The organism is Litorivivens sp. (assembly GCF_057445395.1).
The window spans coordinates 1-15805 of the sequence record NZ_JBVBUV010000083.1; the positions used below are offsets into that span (position 1 = coordinate 1).

The following is a 15805-nucleotide window of genomic DNA, read 5'->3' on the forward strand; positions in this document are numbered from 1 at the left end:
GTCCCCGAGACAAGCACGGCCAGCATCGTTACGAAGCGGCAGATTACGGTTTGGATGCTGAGCGCGACGGGGCGGGATTTGCTAGCTATTCCCAGCGCTATCTGGGGGCAAGTGCTGCGGCACCTATCCCCGAATCAAGCACGGAATAATACCGCGCTACTTAACCTGAAATAACAGCGTTCTTACAACCAGCTAACATGACAACGCTACAAAAAGCCAACACCAGTAAGCCGACTGCCCTCATTAAACAACGCTAAAGATTATTGTTATCGACGTTCGAAAGGTACAAAACCTACGCGAAGTCGGCAAGCGTACACAGTAAGTACATTGATTGCCGGACGCACCAATAAAAAACCCGGCAACATCGCCGGGTTTTTAAACTGAGTAGCTGTGTTAGCTTACTTTTTGGCGTCCAGTTCCTGATAGTAATCCATCAGAATTTTGGCGACTTCAGGACGAGAAAACTCAGGCGGTGGCGCAATGCCCTGACCCAGCATTTCTCGAACCTTGGTACCAGAAAGCAACACAAAATCTTCTTTGCTGTGGTCTGGCGCATCGCGCATCATCACCACTTTGTTCAGCTTCTTCGAGTACGCCGTGTGATCTGCTTTGTAGATCTCAATACCCAGAGCATCAGCGGGCACTTTCTCATCGAAGATAGTCTGAGCGTCAAATGCGCCGTAGTAATCGCCAACACCAGCATGGTCGCGGCCAACAATCAGGTGGGTACAACCACAGTTTTGGCGAAATACCGCGTGCAGTACCGCTTCGCGCGGGCCAGCGTAGAGCATATCGAAACCGTAACCGGTGACCATGGCACTGTTTGGCGGAAAGTAGATTTCAACCATTTTGCGGATGGCGGCATCGCGCACATCAGCAGGAATATCACCGGGCTTCAGTTTACCCAGCAGCATATGAATCAGTACGCCGTCTGCACCAAGCTGCTCGCGCGCCATATGGCACAGCTCTTCGTGTGCACGGTGCATCGGGTTACGCGTTTGGAAGGCCACTACAGTTTCCCAGCCGCGCTCGGCGATTTCATTGCGGATCTCAACAGCCGTGCGGAAAGTATCGGGGAAATCCGTCTGGAAGTACGAGAAGTTCAGCACTTCAATCGGGCCAGACAGCAGCGTATTGCCCAGGCTTTTGAAGGTTTTCACGCCGGGGTGCTCGGGGTCGAGCGTGCCGAAAATGTTTTCCGCCATAAGATCGATCTGCTCGGCGCTGACCGTTTCAACCGCGTCTACATTCATCACCGCCAGAACCGGGTGGCCATCAACGTTGGGGTCGCGCAGGGCAATGCGGCTGCCCGCTTCGATACCTTCGGCAGATTCAGTCAGGTTAACCACCGGCACTGGCCAGAACAGCCCGTCCGCAGTACGCATGTTTTCCGCTACACTCAGGGAGTCAGCCAGATTCATGTAGCCGCCAAGCGGGGTGAAGTAGCCCGCGCCCAGCATTACCGCGTTAGCCGCAGCTGCAGAATTCAGCAGCATTGAGGGCAGTGTTTTTGCTTCCTCTTGCAGGGCCTGGTGTTTTTCCGTGTCGTATGCAAATAACGGCTTAAGCTCTTCAGCGCCGTGGGGTTTAATCATTGTGTCGCTCCGTATGTATGATCAACGTGCTATGTTCAAACGTTAAAGAATGCCGCGTTTGCTCATTTCTTCGAGCAGTACTTCCACTTCTTTCTCAAGGCTCATCTCGTGGCTGTTCAGTACCACTTCGGCCTGGCTGGGCGCCTCGTAGGGGTCATCGATACCGGTAAAATTCTTGATCTCGCCAGCACGGGCTTTCTTGTAAAGGCCCTTGGGGTCGCGCTCTTCCGCAACTGACAACGGTACATCAACGAAAATTTCCATGAAATCCATGTCACTCTGGGCATGCAGCTCACGCACTTGGTCGCGGTCGGCACGGTAGGGGCTGACAAAACTGGACAGGACAATCACGCCAGTATCCACAAACAGTTTGGCGATCTCGCCGATGCGGCGGATGTTTTCTGCCCGATCTTCAGCAGAGAAACCCAGATTTTTGTTAATACCCAGACGGACGTTGTCACCGTCGAGGCGGTAGCACAGGTGCCCTTTTTCCATCAACGCCTTTTCCAGCGCTACAGCAACCGTGCTTTTACCCGAGCCAGACAGACCGGTGAACCAGAGGGTAGCTCCCTTCTGCTTCAACAGTTTCTGGCGGTCTTCACGGGTAACTTCCCCATCGTGCCAGTGCACATTCGTTGCTTTCTGCTCGGCCATTGTGTTCTCCAAAGATGTGTAAGCGGGCAGTGCGCGCCCGGACAATTCAGGGGCGCATGTTACGCACCTACTAGCCATTAGTAAAACGGGTTATTACAATAGTCAGTATCGATTTTTTCGATACTAAACGAGAGCCGGAGGCACCATGAATTTCACCCTGCGTCAGTTAGGCATCTTTCTGGCCGTTGCACGTCATGAGAATGTGAGCCGCGCGGCGCAGGACCTGAACCTGTCGCAGTCTGCCGCCAGCGCGGCGCTGCAAACGCTTGAGCAAAATTACGGCATGACCCTGTTTGAGCGCCAGGGCAACAAGCTCACCCTCAACTCTGTTGGTCACAGTCTGCGAAAAGAGGCGGAAACGCTGTACGCCCACTGCCAGCAATTCGACCAGGTACTGCAACAGCATGGCGACCTCGGGCACCTCAAGGTAGGTGCCAGCTTTACCATCGGCAATTATCTGGTCGTCAGATATCTGGCCGACTATCTGGCCCACTACCCCGACGCCGATGTGGATCTGACGACCTCCAATACCCCCGATATCGTCGCCAAAGTGCTGAACTACGAAGTGGATGTCGGCATGATCGAGCGCGAGGTTCAACACCGGGATCTGGAGCTGATTCCCTGGATGGAAGACGAGCTGATCGTCTTCTGCGCCGCCAGTCACCCACTAGCCCGCAAGGGCACACTGGGTAACAAAGACATCCGCGCCGCGCGCTGGATACTTCGCGAACCCAATTCGGGTGCTCGCCACACCTTCGATCACGCCATGGCCGAGTTGCTGCCGGATATCAATATCTATCGTGAGTTTCACCACAACGAGGCCATCAAGAGCGCGGTGGAATCGGGGCTCGGCATCGGCTGCCTGTCACAGGTGGTCGTGCAGAATGATTTTCGAAACGGTACGCTGGTGCCGCTCAAACTGAGCCGTCGCGACATGCGCCGTCGGTTTTACTTTGCGCTGCCCCGCAAACGCTACCAAAAGTCGGCAGTCGACTATTGGATTGATTTATGCCGCCAATCAACGGATAGCGGCGATAATCGTTCTGAATAAGCGTGTTTATTGCGACTTGTCGCTCTTGGGACAATGTTCAGTAGGTGACTTTTGCAACGGGCGCAGCTTGATATTGCGGTACCAAACATAATCACCGTGATCTTGCAGCAGGATATGGCCGCGCTCGGCCTGGCCGTAGCCTGCACGCTTGGCAAACTTGCTTTGGGCCACCAATTCATCCCACATTTCTCCGCAGCGATGAATATCCACAACCTTGACACCGTTTAACCAATGCTGGATGTGGCTTCCCACCACACGTATACGAGCGGTATTCCATTCACCTACTGGGCGACTGGCGTCCTCATTGCTGGCTACCAGATCGTACAGGTCTCCCGCGCGATGGGTGTGGGTTTTGCCGTCGGCGTGGCCATCGTTGTCCAGCACCTGCATTTCCAATCCCAGACGCCAGGGAAGATCGTGATTGTCATGGGGTAGCAGATAGAAAATACCACTGTTGCCACCGGCGGAGATTTTCCAGTCGATACTGAGCTCAAAGTTCTCGAACTGCCGTTCGGTCATCAAATCAAGCAAGGGATGCTTTTGAAAGGGATTGATAAAGTTGAGAGCGTAGCGAAATTCGGAGACATCACGCACCATTTTCAAGGTGCCCTGCTCAATTTCCCAGCCATTCACAGGATCACCGGGCGCGGCCCCGTAATTGCGCCAGCCATCGAAAGTTGTGCCGTCGAAAAGCAGTTGCCAACCTTGTGCGGCTTCGTCTTCCGTTAGCGTGTTGGCTGACAGGACTGGCATCGCATACAGTGCCAGAACCAGCCACTGCAACAGGCGCAGAGCGATTCGCCTGCAGGACTGGCTCCCACACCGGGTTAACGGCGCGGGCGCCAGCCCTGCAAGCGAGATCAATTTCACCCCCGCAATTCCATCTTCGCAATCTGGTTGCGATGCACTTCATCGGGACCGTCAGCCAGTCGCAGGGTTCGCGCATTGGCGTAGGCATAGGACAGACCAAAGTCGTCGCTGACACCGCCGCCGCCATGAGCCTGAATGGCCCAATCAATGACCTGACAGGCCATTTGTGGCGCTGCCACTTTGATCATACCAATCTCTTTGGCCGCAACCTTGTTGCCAACAGTATCCATTTTCCAAGCTGCGTTCAGCACCAGAAAACGGGTCTGATCGATCATGATACGCGCCTCGGCAATGCGTTCTGCCCAGACGGTCTGAAGTGCAACCGGCTTACCAAACGCCACCCGGCTTTTCAGGCGGTCGCACATTTTTTCCAGTGCACGTTCAGCCAGCCCAATCAGACGCATGCAGTGGTGAATACGGCCGGGGCCAAGGCGACCTTGAGCTATTTCGAAACCACGGCCTTCACCCAGCAGCATATTGCTGACGGGAACCCGCACGTTTTCAAACAGAATTTCTGCATGTCCGTGGGGTGCATCGTCAAAACCAAATACCGGCAGATGGCGCAGAATTTTCACTCCGGGTGTATCGCGCGGTACCAGAATCATCGACTGCTGCTTGTGGCGGTTTTCGTTGTCGGGATCGGTTTTACCCATAAAGATAAAAATCTTGCAGCGTGGATCGTTGCCACCTGACGACCACCATTTGCGACCATTAATCACATATTCGTCGCCATCGCGAACGATTGAGCTCTCGATATTCGTCGCGTCACTGGACGCGACTGCAGGCTCGGTCATGGCAAAGCAGGAGCGAATTTCACCTTCCAGCAGCGGTTCAAGCCACTGCTTTTTGTGTTCTTCGGTACCATAGCGCGCCAGTACTTCCATATTGCCGGTATCAGGGGCGTTACAGTTAAATACTTCCGGTGCCCAGATCACACGACCCATCAGTTCACACAAGGGCGCGTACTCAAGATTGGTTAAGCCAGCACCGTGCTCTGATTCCGGCAAGAAAAGATTCCACAGACCAGCTTCCTTGGCCTTTGGCTTCAGTTCCTCAATCACGGCCGTGGGCTCCCAACGATCACCTTCGGCAACCTCTTCCATAAAGCGCTGCTCATTGGGATAAATATGCTCGTCCATAAAGGCACTGACGCGCGCAATGAGTTCCTGGGTCTTTTCTGAGTATTCAAAATTCATAATAGTTCTCCTTGGACGCTCGGCATTAGCCGCGCGCTTTGATTTTTTCTACTTGCTGCCAAGCCATTTCAGCCAGAGGTTTTGCCGCCGATCCCATTTGTTCGGCTTGTTTACTTGACGCAGTCCCGGCTTTCACTCGTCCCATAATGCCCTGCAGAATGCCTGCCAGCCGGAACATGTTGTAAGCCATGTAGAAATCCCAGTGACTGGGGTCAATGGTTTTACCGGTGCGCGAACAATAGGCCTGAATATGTTCCTCCTCTGAGGGAATACCAATGCTTTTCAGGTCTACGCCAGCAAGCCCGCGAAAGGCACCTTTAGGGATGTGCCAGGTCATGCAGTGGTAAGCGAAATCTGCCAGCGGATGCCCCAGGGTAGACAGCTCCCAATCCAGCACGGCCACTATTCGCGGCTCGGTGGGATGCAGCATCACGTTGTCCAGCCGGAAGTCACCATGCACTATCGCGGTATCGTCACCGGGCGGAATATTTTCAGGAAGCCATTCAATCAAACGATCCATCGCGTCGATTTTTTCTGTCTCCGAAGCCTTGTACTGCTTGGTCCAGCGACTGATCTGTCGGGCAAAATAATTGCCCGCCTTGCCGTAGTCTTCCAGACCGATCGCCTTATAATCGACGTTGTGCAAGGCCGCGATCACACGGTTCATATCTTCGAAGATGGCGGTGCGCTCGCCGGGGCTCAAATCAGGCAGCTCCGGGTCCCACAGTACTCGGCCATCCACACAGTCCATGATGTAGAACGCCGTACCGATCACCGATTCGTCTTCACAAAGGCAATAAGTTTTCGCCACCGGCACGTCGGTTTCAGCAAGCGCTGTAATTACGGTGTATTCGCGGTCTACCGCATGCGCCGAGGCGAGCAGCTCACCCGGTGGCTTGCGCCGCAATACGTAATTTTTTCCACCGGCTGACAGCTTGTAGGTCGGGTTAGACTGGCCACCCTTGAATTGTGAAACTTCCAGCTCACCACTGAAACCCTCCACATGCTCCTGCATATAAGACTGCAGTCTCGCCACATCGAACTGATGCTTCTCCTGCACGGCCATGGTACCGGCAAAGGTGTTTGCAATTTTGTCAGCCATGACTTACTCCTTACCCGGCACAATAACAACCTTGCCGGACACTTTCCGGTCCATCAGAGCGCGAATCGCTTTCGGGCCTTCTTCGAGAGAATAGGTGCCCGCGATATGCGGCTTGAGCTTGCCGGCCTGCAACAACTCAAATAGCGCGAAAAGGTCGTTGATATTATTGTTAGGTTCGCGTTTTACATAGTCACCCCAGAAAACACCACAGATTGAACTGCCCTTAAGCAGAGTAAGATTCAAGGGGATTTTCGGAATTTCACCGTTGGCGAAACCAATCACCAGAAAACGGCCGCGCCAGCCGGTGGAGCGCAGGGCAATTTCACTGAAGGGGCCACCGACCGGGTCGTAAACCACGTCGACACCCTTGCCGCCAGTAAGCTCTTTCAGGCGCGCTTTCATGTCTTCGGTTTCGTAGTTCAGCAACTCGTCAGCGCCGTGGTCTTTGCAGACCGCAAGCTTTTCAGCAGTAGATGCCGCCGCAATAACGCGTGCACCGAGCGCCTTGCCGATTTCGATGGCAGCCAGGCCGACACCGCCGGATGCACCAAGCACCAACAGGGTTTCGCCTTCTTTAAGCTGCCCGCGATCTACCAGCGCGTGGTAGGACGTGGCATAGGTCATAACAAAGGCTGAAGCCGTTACATAATCCATGCCTTCCGGCATGGGAATCACGGCCGAGGCATCGGCGCATACCTGCTCGGCAAAGGCGCCCCAGCCCGTGAAGGCAATAACACTGTCGCCGGGTTTAACATGCTTCACACCTTCGCCAACACTTTTTACTACGCCGGCACATTCGCCACCCGCAGAAAACGGCAGCTCGGGTTTGAACTGGTAAAGGTTCTGAATAATCAGGGTGTCGGGAAAGTTTACGGCGGCCGCTTTAACTTCCAGTACAACCTGCCCTTTTCCGGCCTCGAGGTCTGCAACCTCATCTACCACCAGCTTCTCTGGCAATCCGTGCTCTTTGCACAACAATGCTTTCATGATTGGCTCCTTATATTTTTATCGGCCCACAATCAACCCAGGGGGCTGGTGGGGTTGCGACCTTCGAGAATGTCGGTCATGCGCAATTCAACACTCTTGCGCGCACCCTTGTGCGGCAGAATATAAAAGCGATTGGCTTTGACACCTTCCAAGGTAACGCGGGCAATATCTTCAGCAGATAGCTTACCTGCCTCGATCGCTGCGCGAACAAACTCTGCGAATTGCTTCCCTTCCGGGTTGCTGGCACTCAATTCCTGCGGGCGGTTACGTTCAGAATCCGCAATACCCGTTTTGAAGAAGGCCGGGCACAGAACAGAAACACCTATCTCCGCCTTGGCAATCTGCAGGTCGTGGTACAGGCATTCGGAGAGCGTGACGACACTGTGTTTCGATACACAGTAAACACCGGAACCTGGCACAGAGGTCAGACCTGCCAGCGACGCCGTGCTAACCACATGCGCCGGTTCGCCCTGCTCCAGCATGCGCGGTACAAAGGCCTGGATACCATGAACCACACCCATCACATTCACGCCCATCACCCACTCCCATTCATCGGCGGTGCTGCTCCAGACCGGACCGGAAGCAGCCACCCCGGCATTGTTAAACAGCAGGTGGGCTTTACCGAAGGTGTCGTAAGCGAGGTCGGCCAGCGCATCGAGTTCTCTGCGTTTGGATACATCAACCTTACGGCTGACGCTTTCGGTGTCGGGCAGCATGGCGCGGGTTTCTGCCAGCCCCTTTTCGTCGACATCCGCCAATACCAGCTTCATGCCTTCAGCGGCGCACTGCTTGGCCAACTCACGACCCAGACCGCTGCCCGCGCCAGTAATTATGGCTACGCGATTTTTCAATTCCTGCATGATCTGAACTCCGATTAGGCTGTGAGGTATCCACCGTCTACCGCCAGCGTTGCGCCGGTCGTATAGCTTGAGGCATCAGACACCAGGTACAGCACCGAACCCGCCATTTCACTGGGGTCGGCAATACGTTTCATGGGTACATGCGCCATGGCGTGCTCGCGTATTTCATCGTTGGTGACCAGCGCTGACGCGAACTTGGTGTCGGTCATGCCCGGCAGCAGCGCATTGACGCGTACACCCATTAGTGCACATTCCTTGGCAAAGGCCTTGGTCATGGAAATAACAGCCGCTTTGGTAATGGAGTAGATACCCTGCATGTCGCCTGGAATCACACCGTTTACCGACGCAACATTAACGATGGCGCCACCACCGTTCTCCGCCATCAGCTTGACGCCGTACTGGGACATATAAAAATAGCCACGAATGTTCACGTCCACCGTCTTCTGAAACTTGGACACTTCGGTATTTACGATAGGACCAAAATCCGGGTTCGTCGCCGCGTTGTTCACCAAAATATCCAGGCGTCCGTGCTGCTCACGAATATATGCGAAAACGGCCTCGATCTGTTCCATTTCGCCAATATGACAGGCAAACGCCTCTGCTTTGCCACCGTTTTCACGAATAGAAGAGGCGACAGCCTCACAACCATCGATCTTGCGGCTGGAGACAATGACCGTCGCACCGTGCTGAGCCAACAGACGGGAAATGGCTTCGCCAATGCCCCGGCTCGCACCGGTAACCAGAGCGACTTTGCCACTGAGGTCGAAAGTTGTAGACGTTTCCATGCGTAAAACTCCCTGAACAGGTTTTATTAACGTGCCAGCAGCTTAGTCAGCCACCAACTATTATTCCAATCAATTAGAGTTATCGCTTAATATAAATATCATGCATAGTTAATGCGGAGCCCGCCCCATGCACATCAACAGAGTCGATCTGAATCTGCTGGTTGTCTTTGACGCCATTTACAGCGAAGGCGGGATTACCCGTGCCGCAGAAAAGCTTCATCTTACGCAGCCAGCGGTGAGCCACTCACTAGGCCGCCTGCGCGACCTGTTTGACGACCCCCTGTTTGAACGGGACGGGCGGCTGATGATGCCCACGCCAAAGGCTCGCAGCCTCATTGGCACCGTGCGTCGCTCCCTGCGGGAACTACAGATCATGTTCAACGATATTGAGCGCTTCGATGCGACCAGCAGCGACCGGGCATTTACAATTGGCATGCGGGGTCTGCTGGAGGTAAATCTGTTGCCGGCGCTGGCCACCCGCATTGCCAAAACAGCGCCGGAATTGACCGTGGCCTCGGTACGATTAAATCGCCCCGATCTGGAGTCAGAGCTGGCCACCGGATCACTGGATGTAGCGATCGATGTACTGCAACCCGTGTCAGATGACATTTCCTATCAGCGCTTCGCACAGGATCGCATGGTGGTGCTGGCCCGCCCCCATCACCGGGTGGTGAGCCAGGGCCTGAGCCTCGAAGATTATCTTGAGCAAGATCATATCCAGCTCAGTTCGCGCCGCAGCGGCCAGAGCTTTGAAGATCTGGAACTGAGCAGGCTGGGTATTCAGCGCCGCATCCGGGTGCGCTGCCAGAATGCCTCCGCTGCACTGCGCATCGTCAAAGAAACCAACTATTTGCTCACATTGGCAGAAAACTATGCCCGGGAGCTGGCCCCACAGTACGGCTTGAAGATGCTCCCCCTGCCCTTCAAAACTATGGCCTTTGACGCCTACCTTTACTGGCACCGGAACGTGGACAACGACCCGGGGAACCGCTGGCTGCGCGAGCAGATTCAGGCACTTATACGCTAAGGGCTTGGGTTATATCAGCGAGGTAATCCAGCAGAATTCGGTTTACCTCCTCAGATTTTTCCAGCTGCACCAGATGCCCGGCACCGGGAATCATTTCCACCCTCCTGAGATCCGGAAACTGGGCGCGCATCAGGCTGATTGGATCATCACCATGAAAGCCTTCCAGATCCACGTCAAACTCGCTGCCAAGAAAATAGGCGGGCACCGGTGACTGCTTGCCCTCAAGAGCCTTACGTTCCTGCCACTTGATATCCATCGCCCGATACCAGTTAAGCCCCCCGGTAAATCCCGTGCGGGCGTATTCACTGTGAAAAAACTCAAACTCCAGCTCGCTTAACCAAGGCCAGGGCAGCGGTGGCGCCTCGTTCATCGCTTCTATATAGGTGGCCGACGGTGGGTACTTCCAGGTCGCGAAATAGTCGCCTTCACCACTCAGCGCCCAAAACACCTTCTGCAGGAAAAGGCGCGGTTCAGCCGCCAGATCACGATCAGCCGGTCCTACCTCCCGGAAGTAGTCGATATGCAAAAAGTGCTCTTTTGCCATCTCTGCGTATTCAGTCAAAGGCGGCACTTCGGGATTGTGGGGCGCAGCGGGGTTTTCCAGCCCGATCACCGCAAGCACCCGCTCAGGGTGCAGGTGGGCCAGATCGTAAATGGCAAAGGCGCCAAAATCGAGACCGGCGAAAACGGCCTTTTCCACGCTCAAATGATCGAGGAGTCCCAGCAAATCGCCGGTAATCGCGGCAACGCCGTAGACCTCCTTATCAGGCGGCGCCTCGGTCTGGCCCATACCGCGCATATCCGGGGCAATCACCCGATAGCCACCTTCGCTGAGGGCCTTGATCTGGCGGTGCCAGCTGAACCAGAGGTGGGGGAAGCCGTGACAGAGCACGACCGGAATGCCTTTACCGGCTTCAACCCAATGTGTGTGAATACCGTTGATGGTGGCGTGGTGATGACTCACAGGCATGGGATTCTCCTTTTTGCACAGGCTAGCCCGGCCGACCCATCCGGTCTATGAACAAGGTTTCATCTGAGGCATCGGGCTACTCCTGCCGACGACCAAGCAACCACTTCGCTTGCGGGGCAAGCTCCCGCGACAGGTCAGACCAGCAGGTGGGAGCAGGCGGGGCAACCTTTGCCCTGCTCGCGAATGTCACTGAAACCCTGCACCGATTCGCTTGCAAGGAAAGCTGCCACAAGGGCCAGGCCAGCGCGCACACTCCCAGTTCAAAAATCACACAACACTAACGTTGACGTTAACGTAAACTAGGGGCTAGAATCCCTTCATCGTATAAAACCGGGGTTACCCACGTGACCACCTCCACCAAGCAACGCTCCTATTCCATCTCTCAGCTGGCAGAGGAATTCGGCATTACCACCCGTGCCATCCGGTTTTACGAGGAAAAAGGGCTACTCCAGCCCAAACGTAATGGCCAGACCCGCATCTACAGTGCGGCCGACCGGGTCAAACTGATTCTGATTCTGCGTGGCAAGCGCCTCGGCCTGTCGCTGGAAGAAAGCAAGGACATCATCGAGATGTACCACCCGGATCAGGACAACAGCCAACAACTGCAAACCCTGATCGACAAGATTCGCGAGAAACGCGAACACCTCAAGCAACAACTACACGACTTGCACACTATGATGCGCGAGCTGGATGAAGCCGAGGCGCGTTGCGCCGATGCACTGACACTTATGAAACACGTCACCACATCCATATAACTATTTTTGGAAGGGCAAACCATGAACACACCGTACCCCACTTTGAATTTTGGTCTCGGCGAAGATATCGAGATGCTGCGCGATATGACCTATAACCTCGCCCAGACGGAACTGGCGCCGCGCGCTGAGGCTATTGATCGCGACAACGAATTCCCCATGGACATGTGGAAGAAGTTCGGCGACCTGGGCCTGCTCGGGGTAACCGTCAGTGAAGAATTCGGCGGTAGCAATATGGGCTATCTCGCCCACTGCGTAGCAATGGAAGAAATCAGCAGGGCTTCGGCCTCGGTCGGTTTGTCCTACGGCGCGCACTCCAACCTGTGTGTAAACCAAATTTTCAAAAACGGCACCGACGAACAGCGCCGCAAATACCTGCCCAAACTGTGCAGTGGCGAGCACGTCGGCGCACTGGCCATGTCTGAACCCAATGCGGGTTCCGATGTTGTTAGCATGAAATTGCGCGCCGAGAAAAAAGGCGACCGCTACATTCTCAACGGCAACAAAATGTGGATTACCAACGGCCCTGACGCCCATGTCTATGTGATCTACGCCAAAACCGATATCGACGCCGGTCCGCGCGGCATGACCGCATTTATTGTTGAGCGCGATTTCCCCGGGTTCTCCCGCGCACAGAAACTCGACAAGCTGGGCATGCGCGGCTCCAACACCTGCGAACTGGTATTTGAAGACTGCGAAGTACCCGCTGAAAATATACTCGGTGGTGAAGGCCGTGGGGTAAACGTATTAATGAGTGGTCTCGACTACGAACGCACCGTTCTGTCTGGCGGCCCGGTCGGCATTATGCAGGCCTGTCTTGATGTAGTGGTGCCCTATATTCATGACCGCAAGCAGTTTGGTCAGAGCATTGGCGAATTCCAGCTTATGCAGGGCAAGGTCGCCGACATGTACACCGAGCTCAATGCCAGCCGCGCCTATCTTTATGCGGTAGCGCGCGCCTGCGATCGCGGCGAAGAAAGCCGCAAGGATGCTGCAGCCGTAATTCTTTACACCGCCGAGCGCGCTACGCAGATGGCGCTACAAGCCATCCAGACACTGGGCGGCAATGGCTATATCAATGAATACCCGACTGGGCGGCTCTTGCGCGATGCCAAGCTCTATGAGATAGGCGCTGGTACATCCGAAATTCGCCGCATGCTGATTGGTCGGGAACTGTTTAAGGAAACTGCGTGAGGCCTGGCGGGTAATTCTGTTCGCGGGCGGGCCCGCGAAAAAACTCGCCAGAGTTTAAAAGGAAAAAGGCAATGATCATTAACAGCACAATCAATCCGCGCTCCGAAGACTTCGAAGCCAACCGGACACACATGCAGGCACTGGTTGACGACCTGCGCGCCAAGATCGCCCAGATCAGTCTCGGCGGCGGCGAGAAATACCAGAAGCGCCATACCGAGCGCGGCAAGCTGCTCCCCCGCGAGCGTATCAACGCCCTGCTCGACCCCGGTTCACCCTTTCTGGAACTATCGCAATTGGCGGCCTGGGAAGTGTATGACGATTATGTACCTGCAGCCGGCATCATCACCGGTGTGGGTCGTGTCGCCGGTCAGGAATGTATGATTGTTGCCAACGACGCAACCGTGAAAGGTGGCTCCTATTACCCCCTGACCGTTAAAAAGCATCTGCGCGCCCAGAGCATCGCCGCTGAAAACAATCTGCCTTGTATCTATCTGGTGGACTCCGGTGGCGCCAACCTGCCCCGTCAAGATGACGTGTTCCCGGACCGCGACCATTTCGGCCGTTTCTTCTTCAATCAGGCCAATATGTCGGCAAAGGGTATTCCGCAAATTGCCGTCGTGATGGGCTCGTGCACCGCTGGCGGCGCCTATATTCCCGCCATGGCCGATGAATCTATCATTGTTAAAAATCAGGGCACTATATTTCTCGCCGGCCCACCGCTGGTAAAAGCTGCAACAGGGGAAGTGGTTACCGCCGAAGAACTCGGCGGCGCCGACGTGCACTGCAAAACCTCCGGTGTATCCGATCACTACGCCAATAACGATCACCACGCCCTGCAACTAGCCCGCAACTCCGTTTCGCGCTTGAACCGCACCAAACCACAACAGCTGGATATAACCGAGTCAAAAGAACCGCTATACGCCCCGGAAGAAATTTACGGCGTGATTCCAAAAGACACTCGCAAACCCTACGACGTACGCGAAGTGATTGCGCGCATTGTCGACGGTTCAGAGTTCGACGAGTTCAAAGCGCTTTACGGCACCACCCTGGTCTGTGGCTTTGCTCGCCTGTACGGCATGCCCGTTGGCATTGTGGCCAATAACGGCATACTGTTTTCCGAGTCTGCCCAGAAAGGCGCCCACTTTGTAGAGCTGTGCGCCCAGCGCAAAATTCCCTTGATCTTTCTACAGAACATCACCGGCTTTATGGTGGGTAAACAGTACGAAACCGGCGGCATCGCAAAACACGGCGCCAAAATGGTTACCGCCGTAGCCTGTGCCCAGGTACCCAAACTCACCGTATTGATTGGCGGTTCATTTGGCGCCGGCAACTACGGAATGTGTGGCCGCGCCTACGACCCGCGCTTTATGTTCATGTGGCCGAATGCCCGCATCTCGGTGATGGGCGGCGAACAGGCCGCCGGTGTCCTGGCGCAGATCAAGCGCGATCAGCTTGAGCGCGAAGGCAAGGAATGGTCTGCCGAAGAAGAGATTGAATTCAAGAAGCCTACACTGGAGATGTATGAGCATCAGGGGCATCCTTATTATGCCTCGGCGCGGCTTTGGGATGATGGGGTTATTGATCCTGCGGATACTCGTAGGGTATTGGGATTGAGTTTGGCGGCGTCGCTTAATCGGGAGATTGAGGAGACTAAGTTTGGGGTTTTCCGGATGTAATTGGACGCTGTCGCGTTAGCGATGGTTGGTGATGGAACAGGTTTCGCCCTGTTGGGCGAGTGACTTCTTTTTGCATGCCCAAAAAGAAGTCACCAAGAAAAAGGGCACCCTGTTCCGCAGTCGGTCTCCGCTGCGCTCCAACCGATCCCTTGCGCGCTTCGCATCCGGTGGCGCAAACGGAAACTCGCCCTATCGGGCTCAGACACCCGTTTGCTTCATCCACCGGCTGCTCCAGTGCTCAGCTGCTCCAAAGGGGGCTTGCCGAGCTGGATCGAACAGTGCCACAGAACCAACAGTAGGCACCCCCGACTCCCCTTTGGAGGCGCCGAGAAGCGCAGAGCAACAACGGGAAAGAGCGAGCATTGTTCGAGTCCCGTAGCGGCGATAGCCGCGAAGGTCGAGTTGCGCAGCGACCGTTGTTGATCGAGCATCGCAGGGAACCCGAAGGGCGTCGGAACAGGGGTGTCCTTTTTTTCTTGGTTACTTCTTTTTTTGGACAAGCAAAAAAAGAAGTAACTCGCCAGCAGGCGAAACCGGCACTAAAAATTTAGCAAGGCAACGAACAGAGCAAAAACCATGAGTTACCTCAGAACAAACATCGACGATAAGGGCGTGGCCACAGTCACCCTAAACCGCCCCGAAAAGCACAACTGCTTCGACGACACCCTAATCCTCGAAATCGCCGAAGCTGTAAGCGCTTTAGCAAGCAACCCAGCAGTTCGCGTACTGATCCTCGCCGGTGAAGGCAAAAGCTTCTCCGCCGGTGGCGACCTGAGCTGGATGCAACGCATGGCCAACTACACCCACGCCGAAAACGAACGGGACGCGAGCCAACTCGCGGAAATGCTCCGCGTGCTCAACGAGTTCCCCAAGCCAACCATCGCGAGAGTTCAGGGCGCCGCTTTCGGTGGCGCCGTTGGCTTAGTCAGTTGCTGCGATATAGCTGTAGGCACTACAAGAGCCAGTTTCAGCCTGAGTGAAGTAAAAATAGGTCTGATACCTGCCACTATCAGCCCCTATGTAATTCAAGCCATCGGCGCACGAGCTGCGCGTCGCTATTTTCAGACCGGCGAGCGCTTTAACGCA

15 protein-coding genes are annotated in these 15805 nt (G+C 55.1%); 6 read left to right on the forward strand and 9 right to left on the reverse strand.

What is annotated here, in order from left to right; translation table 11 throughout:
• Window positions 1-398: 398 nt before the first annotated feature.
• Both sat and cysC read right to left on the reverse strand, forming a co-directional pair.
• Window positions 399-1595, reverse strand: a complete 1197-nt coding sequence (gene sat, locus AC222A_RS16695) for a sulfate adenylyltransferase (RefSeq protein ID WP_372764367.1) — start codon at window positions 1593-1595, stop codon at window positions 399-401.
• Between the two features lie 42 nt (window positions 1596-1637).
• Complete coding sequence (gene cysC / locus AC222A_RS16700; RefSeq protein ID WP_372750267.1) at window positions 1638-2249, reverse strand: adenylyl-sulfate kinase; 612 nt, start codon at window positions 2247-2249, stop codon at window positions 1638-1640.
• Between the two features lie 145 nt (window positions 2250-2394).
• Between cysC and AC222A_RS16705 the strand changes: the two genes are divergently transcribed.
• Window positions 2395-3300, forward strand: a complete 906-nt coding sequence (locus AC222A_RS16705; RefSeq protein WP_372750266.1) for a LysR family transcriptional regulator — start codon at window positions 2395-2397, stop codon at window positions 3298-3300.
• A gap of 6 nt (window positions 3301-3306) precedes the next feature.
• Here the strand turns inward: AC222A_RS16705 and AC222A_RS16710 are convergent, their stop codons facing one another.
• From AC222A_RS16710 to AC222A_RS16735, 6 genes are read right to left on the reverse strand one after another with little or no spacing between them, the layout of a single operon-like run.
• Window positions 3307-4170 (reverse strand): 3-keto-disaccharide hydrolase, encoded by an 864-nt coding sequence (locus AC222A_RS16710; protein WP_486775290.1) that lies wholly within the window; start codon window positions 4168-4170, stop codon window positions 3307-3309.
• Window positions 4167-5366 carry an acyl-CoA dehydrogenase gene (locus AC222A_RS16715; protein ID WP_372750521.1) on the reverse strand — a complete coding sequence of 400 codons (1200 nt, stop codon included), beginning with the start codon at window positions 5364-5366 and terminating at the stop codon, window positions 4167-4169. Before AC222A_RS16715 ends, AC222A_RS16710 begins: the two co-directional genes overlap by 4 nt.
• Window positions 5367-5391: 25 nt before the next feature.
• Window positions 5392-6468: a phosphotransferase gene (locus AC222A_RS16720; protein ID WP_372750110.1), complete on the reverse strand. Its 1077-nt coding sequence runs from the start codon at window positions 6466-6468 to the stop codon at window positions 5392-5394.
• Between the two features lie 3 nt (window positions 6469-6471).
• A complete protein-coding gene (locus tag AC222A_RS16725) occupies window positions 6472-7455 on the reverse strand; it encodes an NADPH:quinone oxidoreductase family protein (RefSeq protein WP_372750109.1) in 984 nt (327 codons plus the stop codon).
• A gap of 32 nt (window positions 7456-7487) precedes the next feature.
• On the reverse strand, window positions 7488-8315 hold the full coding sequence (locus AC222A_RS16730; protein ID WP_486775291.1) for an SDR family NAD(P)-dependent oxidoreductase: 828 nt from the start codon (window positions 8313-8315) through the stop codon (window positions 7488-7490).
• Between the two features lie 14 nt (window positions 8316-8329).
• Window positions 8330-9100 carry an SDR family oxidoreductase gene (locus AC222A_RS16735; protein ID WP_372809601.1) on the reverse strand — a complete coding sequence of 257 codons (771 nt, stop codon included), beginning with the start codon at window positions 9098-9100 and terminating at the stop codon, window positions 8330-8332.
• A 127-nt stretch (window positions 9101-9227) separates the two neighbouring features.
• On the opposite strand from AC222A_RS16735, the gene AC222A_RS16740 reads away from it, so the two are divergent.
• Window positions 9228-10127 carry a LysR family transcriptional regulator gene (locus AC222A_RS16740; protein ID WP_372749200.1) on the forward strand — a complete coding sequence of 300 codons (900 nt, stop codon included), beginning with the start codon at window positions 9228-9230 and terminating at the stop codon, window positions 10125-10127.
• On the opposite strand, the gene AC222A_RS16745 is transcribed toward AC222A_RS16740, so the two are convergent.
• Window positions 10117-11097: an alpha/beta fold hydrolase gene (locus AC222A_RS16745; RefSeq protein ID WP_486775292.1), complete on the reverse strand. Its 981-nt coding sequence runs from the start codon at window positions 11095-11097 to the stop codon at window positions 10117-10119. The two genes, AC222A_RS16740 and AC222A_RS16745, sit on opposite strands and share 11 nt — an antisense overlap.
• Window positions 11098-11441: 344 nt before the next feature.
• On the opposite strand from AC222A_RS16745, the gene AC222A_RS16750 reads away from it, so the two are divergent.
• The 4 genes from AC222A_RS16750 to AC222A_RS16765 all read left to right on the forward strand — a co-directional run.
• Window positions 11442-11852: a MerR family transcriptional regulator gene (locus AC222A_RS16750; RefSeq protein ID WP_372749198.1), complete on the forward strand. Its 411-nt coding sequence runs from the start codon at window positions 11442-11444 to the stop codon at window positions 11850-11852.
• A 21-nt stretch (window positions 11853-11873) separates the two neighbouring features.
• Window positions 11874-13043 carry an isovaleryl-CoA dehydrogenase gene (locus AC222A_RS16755; RefSeq protein ID WP_372749197.1) on the forward strand — a complete coding sequence of 390 codons (1170 nt, stop codon included), beginning with the start codon at window positions 11874-11876 and terminating at the stop codon, window positions 13041-13043.
• 71 nt (window positions 13044-13114) lie between these two features.
• Entirely contained in the window at window positions 13115-14719 is a 1605-nt protein-coding gene (locus tag AC222A_RS16760; RefSeq protein ID WP_372759955.1) for a carboxyl transferase domain-containing protein, read from the forward strand.
• 576 nt (window positions 14720-15295) lie between these two features.
• Window positions 15296-15805, forward strand: a 510-nt coding sequence (locus AC222A_RS16765; protein WP_486775293.1) for an enoyl-CoA hydratase-related protein, incomplete at its 3' end; no start/stop codon positions are given.

Coding starts and splice junctions, on each gene's coding strand:
- AC222A_RS16755 (WP_372749197.1), top strand. CDS start 11,874: ATGAACACACCGTACCCCACTTTGAATTTTGGTCTCGGCGAAGATATC.
- AC222A_RS16745 (WP_486775292.1), bottom strand. CDS start 11,097: ATGCCTGTGAGTCATCACCACGCCACCATCAACGGTATTCACACACAT.
- sat (WP_372764367.1), bottom strand. CDS start 1,595: ATGATTAAACCCCACGGCGCTGAAGAGCTTAAGCCGTTATTTGCATAC.
- AC222A_RS16705 (WP_372750266.1), top strand. CDS start 2,395: ATGAATTTCACCCTGCGTCAGTTAGGCATCTTTCTGGCCGTTGCACGT.
- AC222A_RS16725 (WP_372750109.1), bottom strand. CDS start 7,455: ATGAAAGCATTGTTGTGCAAAGAGCACGGATTGCCAGAGAAGCTGGTG.
- cysC (WP_372750267.1), bottom strand. CDS start 2,249: ATGGCCGAGCAGAAAGCAACGAATGTGCACTGGCACGATGGGGAAGTT.
- AC222A_RS16715 (WP_372750521.1), bottom strand. CDS start 5,366: ATGAATTTTGAATACTCAGAAAAGACCCAGGAACTCATTGCGCGCGTC.
- AC222A_RS16760 (WP_372759955.1), top strand. CDS start 13,115: ATGATCATTAACAGCACAATCAATCCGCGCTCCGAAGACTTCGAAGCC.
- AC222A_RS16740 (WP_372749200.1), top strand. CDS start 9,228: ATGCACATCAACAGAGTCGATCTGAATCTGCTGGTTGTCTTTGACGCC.
- AC222A_RS16735 (WP_372809601.1), bottom strand. CDS start 9,100: ATGGAAACGTCTACAACTTTCGACCTCAGTGGCAAAGTCGCTCTGGTT.
- AC222A_RS16720 (WP_372750110.1), bottom strand. CDS start 6,468: ATGGCTGACAAAATTGCAAACACCTTTGCCGGTACCATGGCCGTGCAG.
- AC222A_RS16730 (WP_486775291.1), bottom strand. CDS start 8,315: ATGCAGGAATTGAAAAATCGCGTAGCCATAATTACTGGCGCGGGCAGC.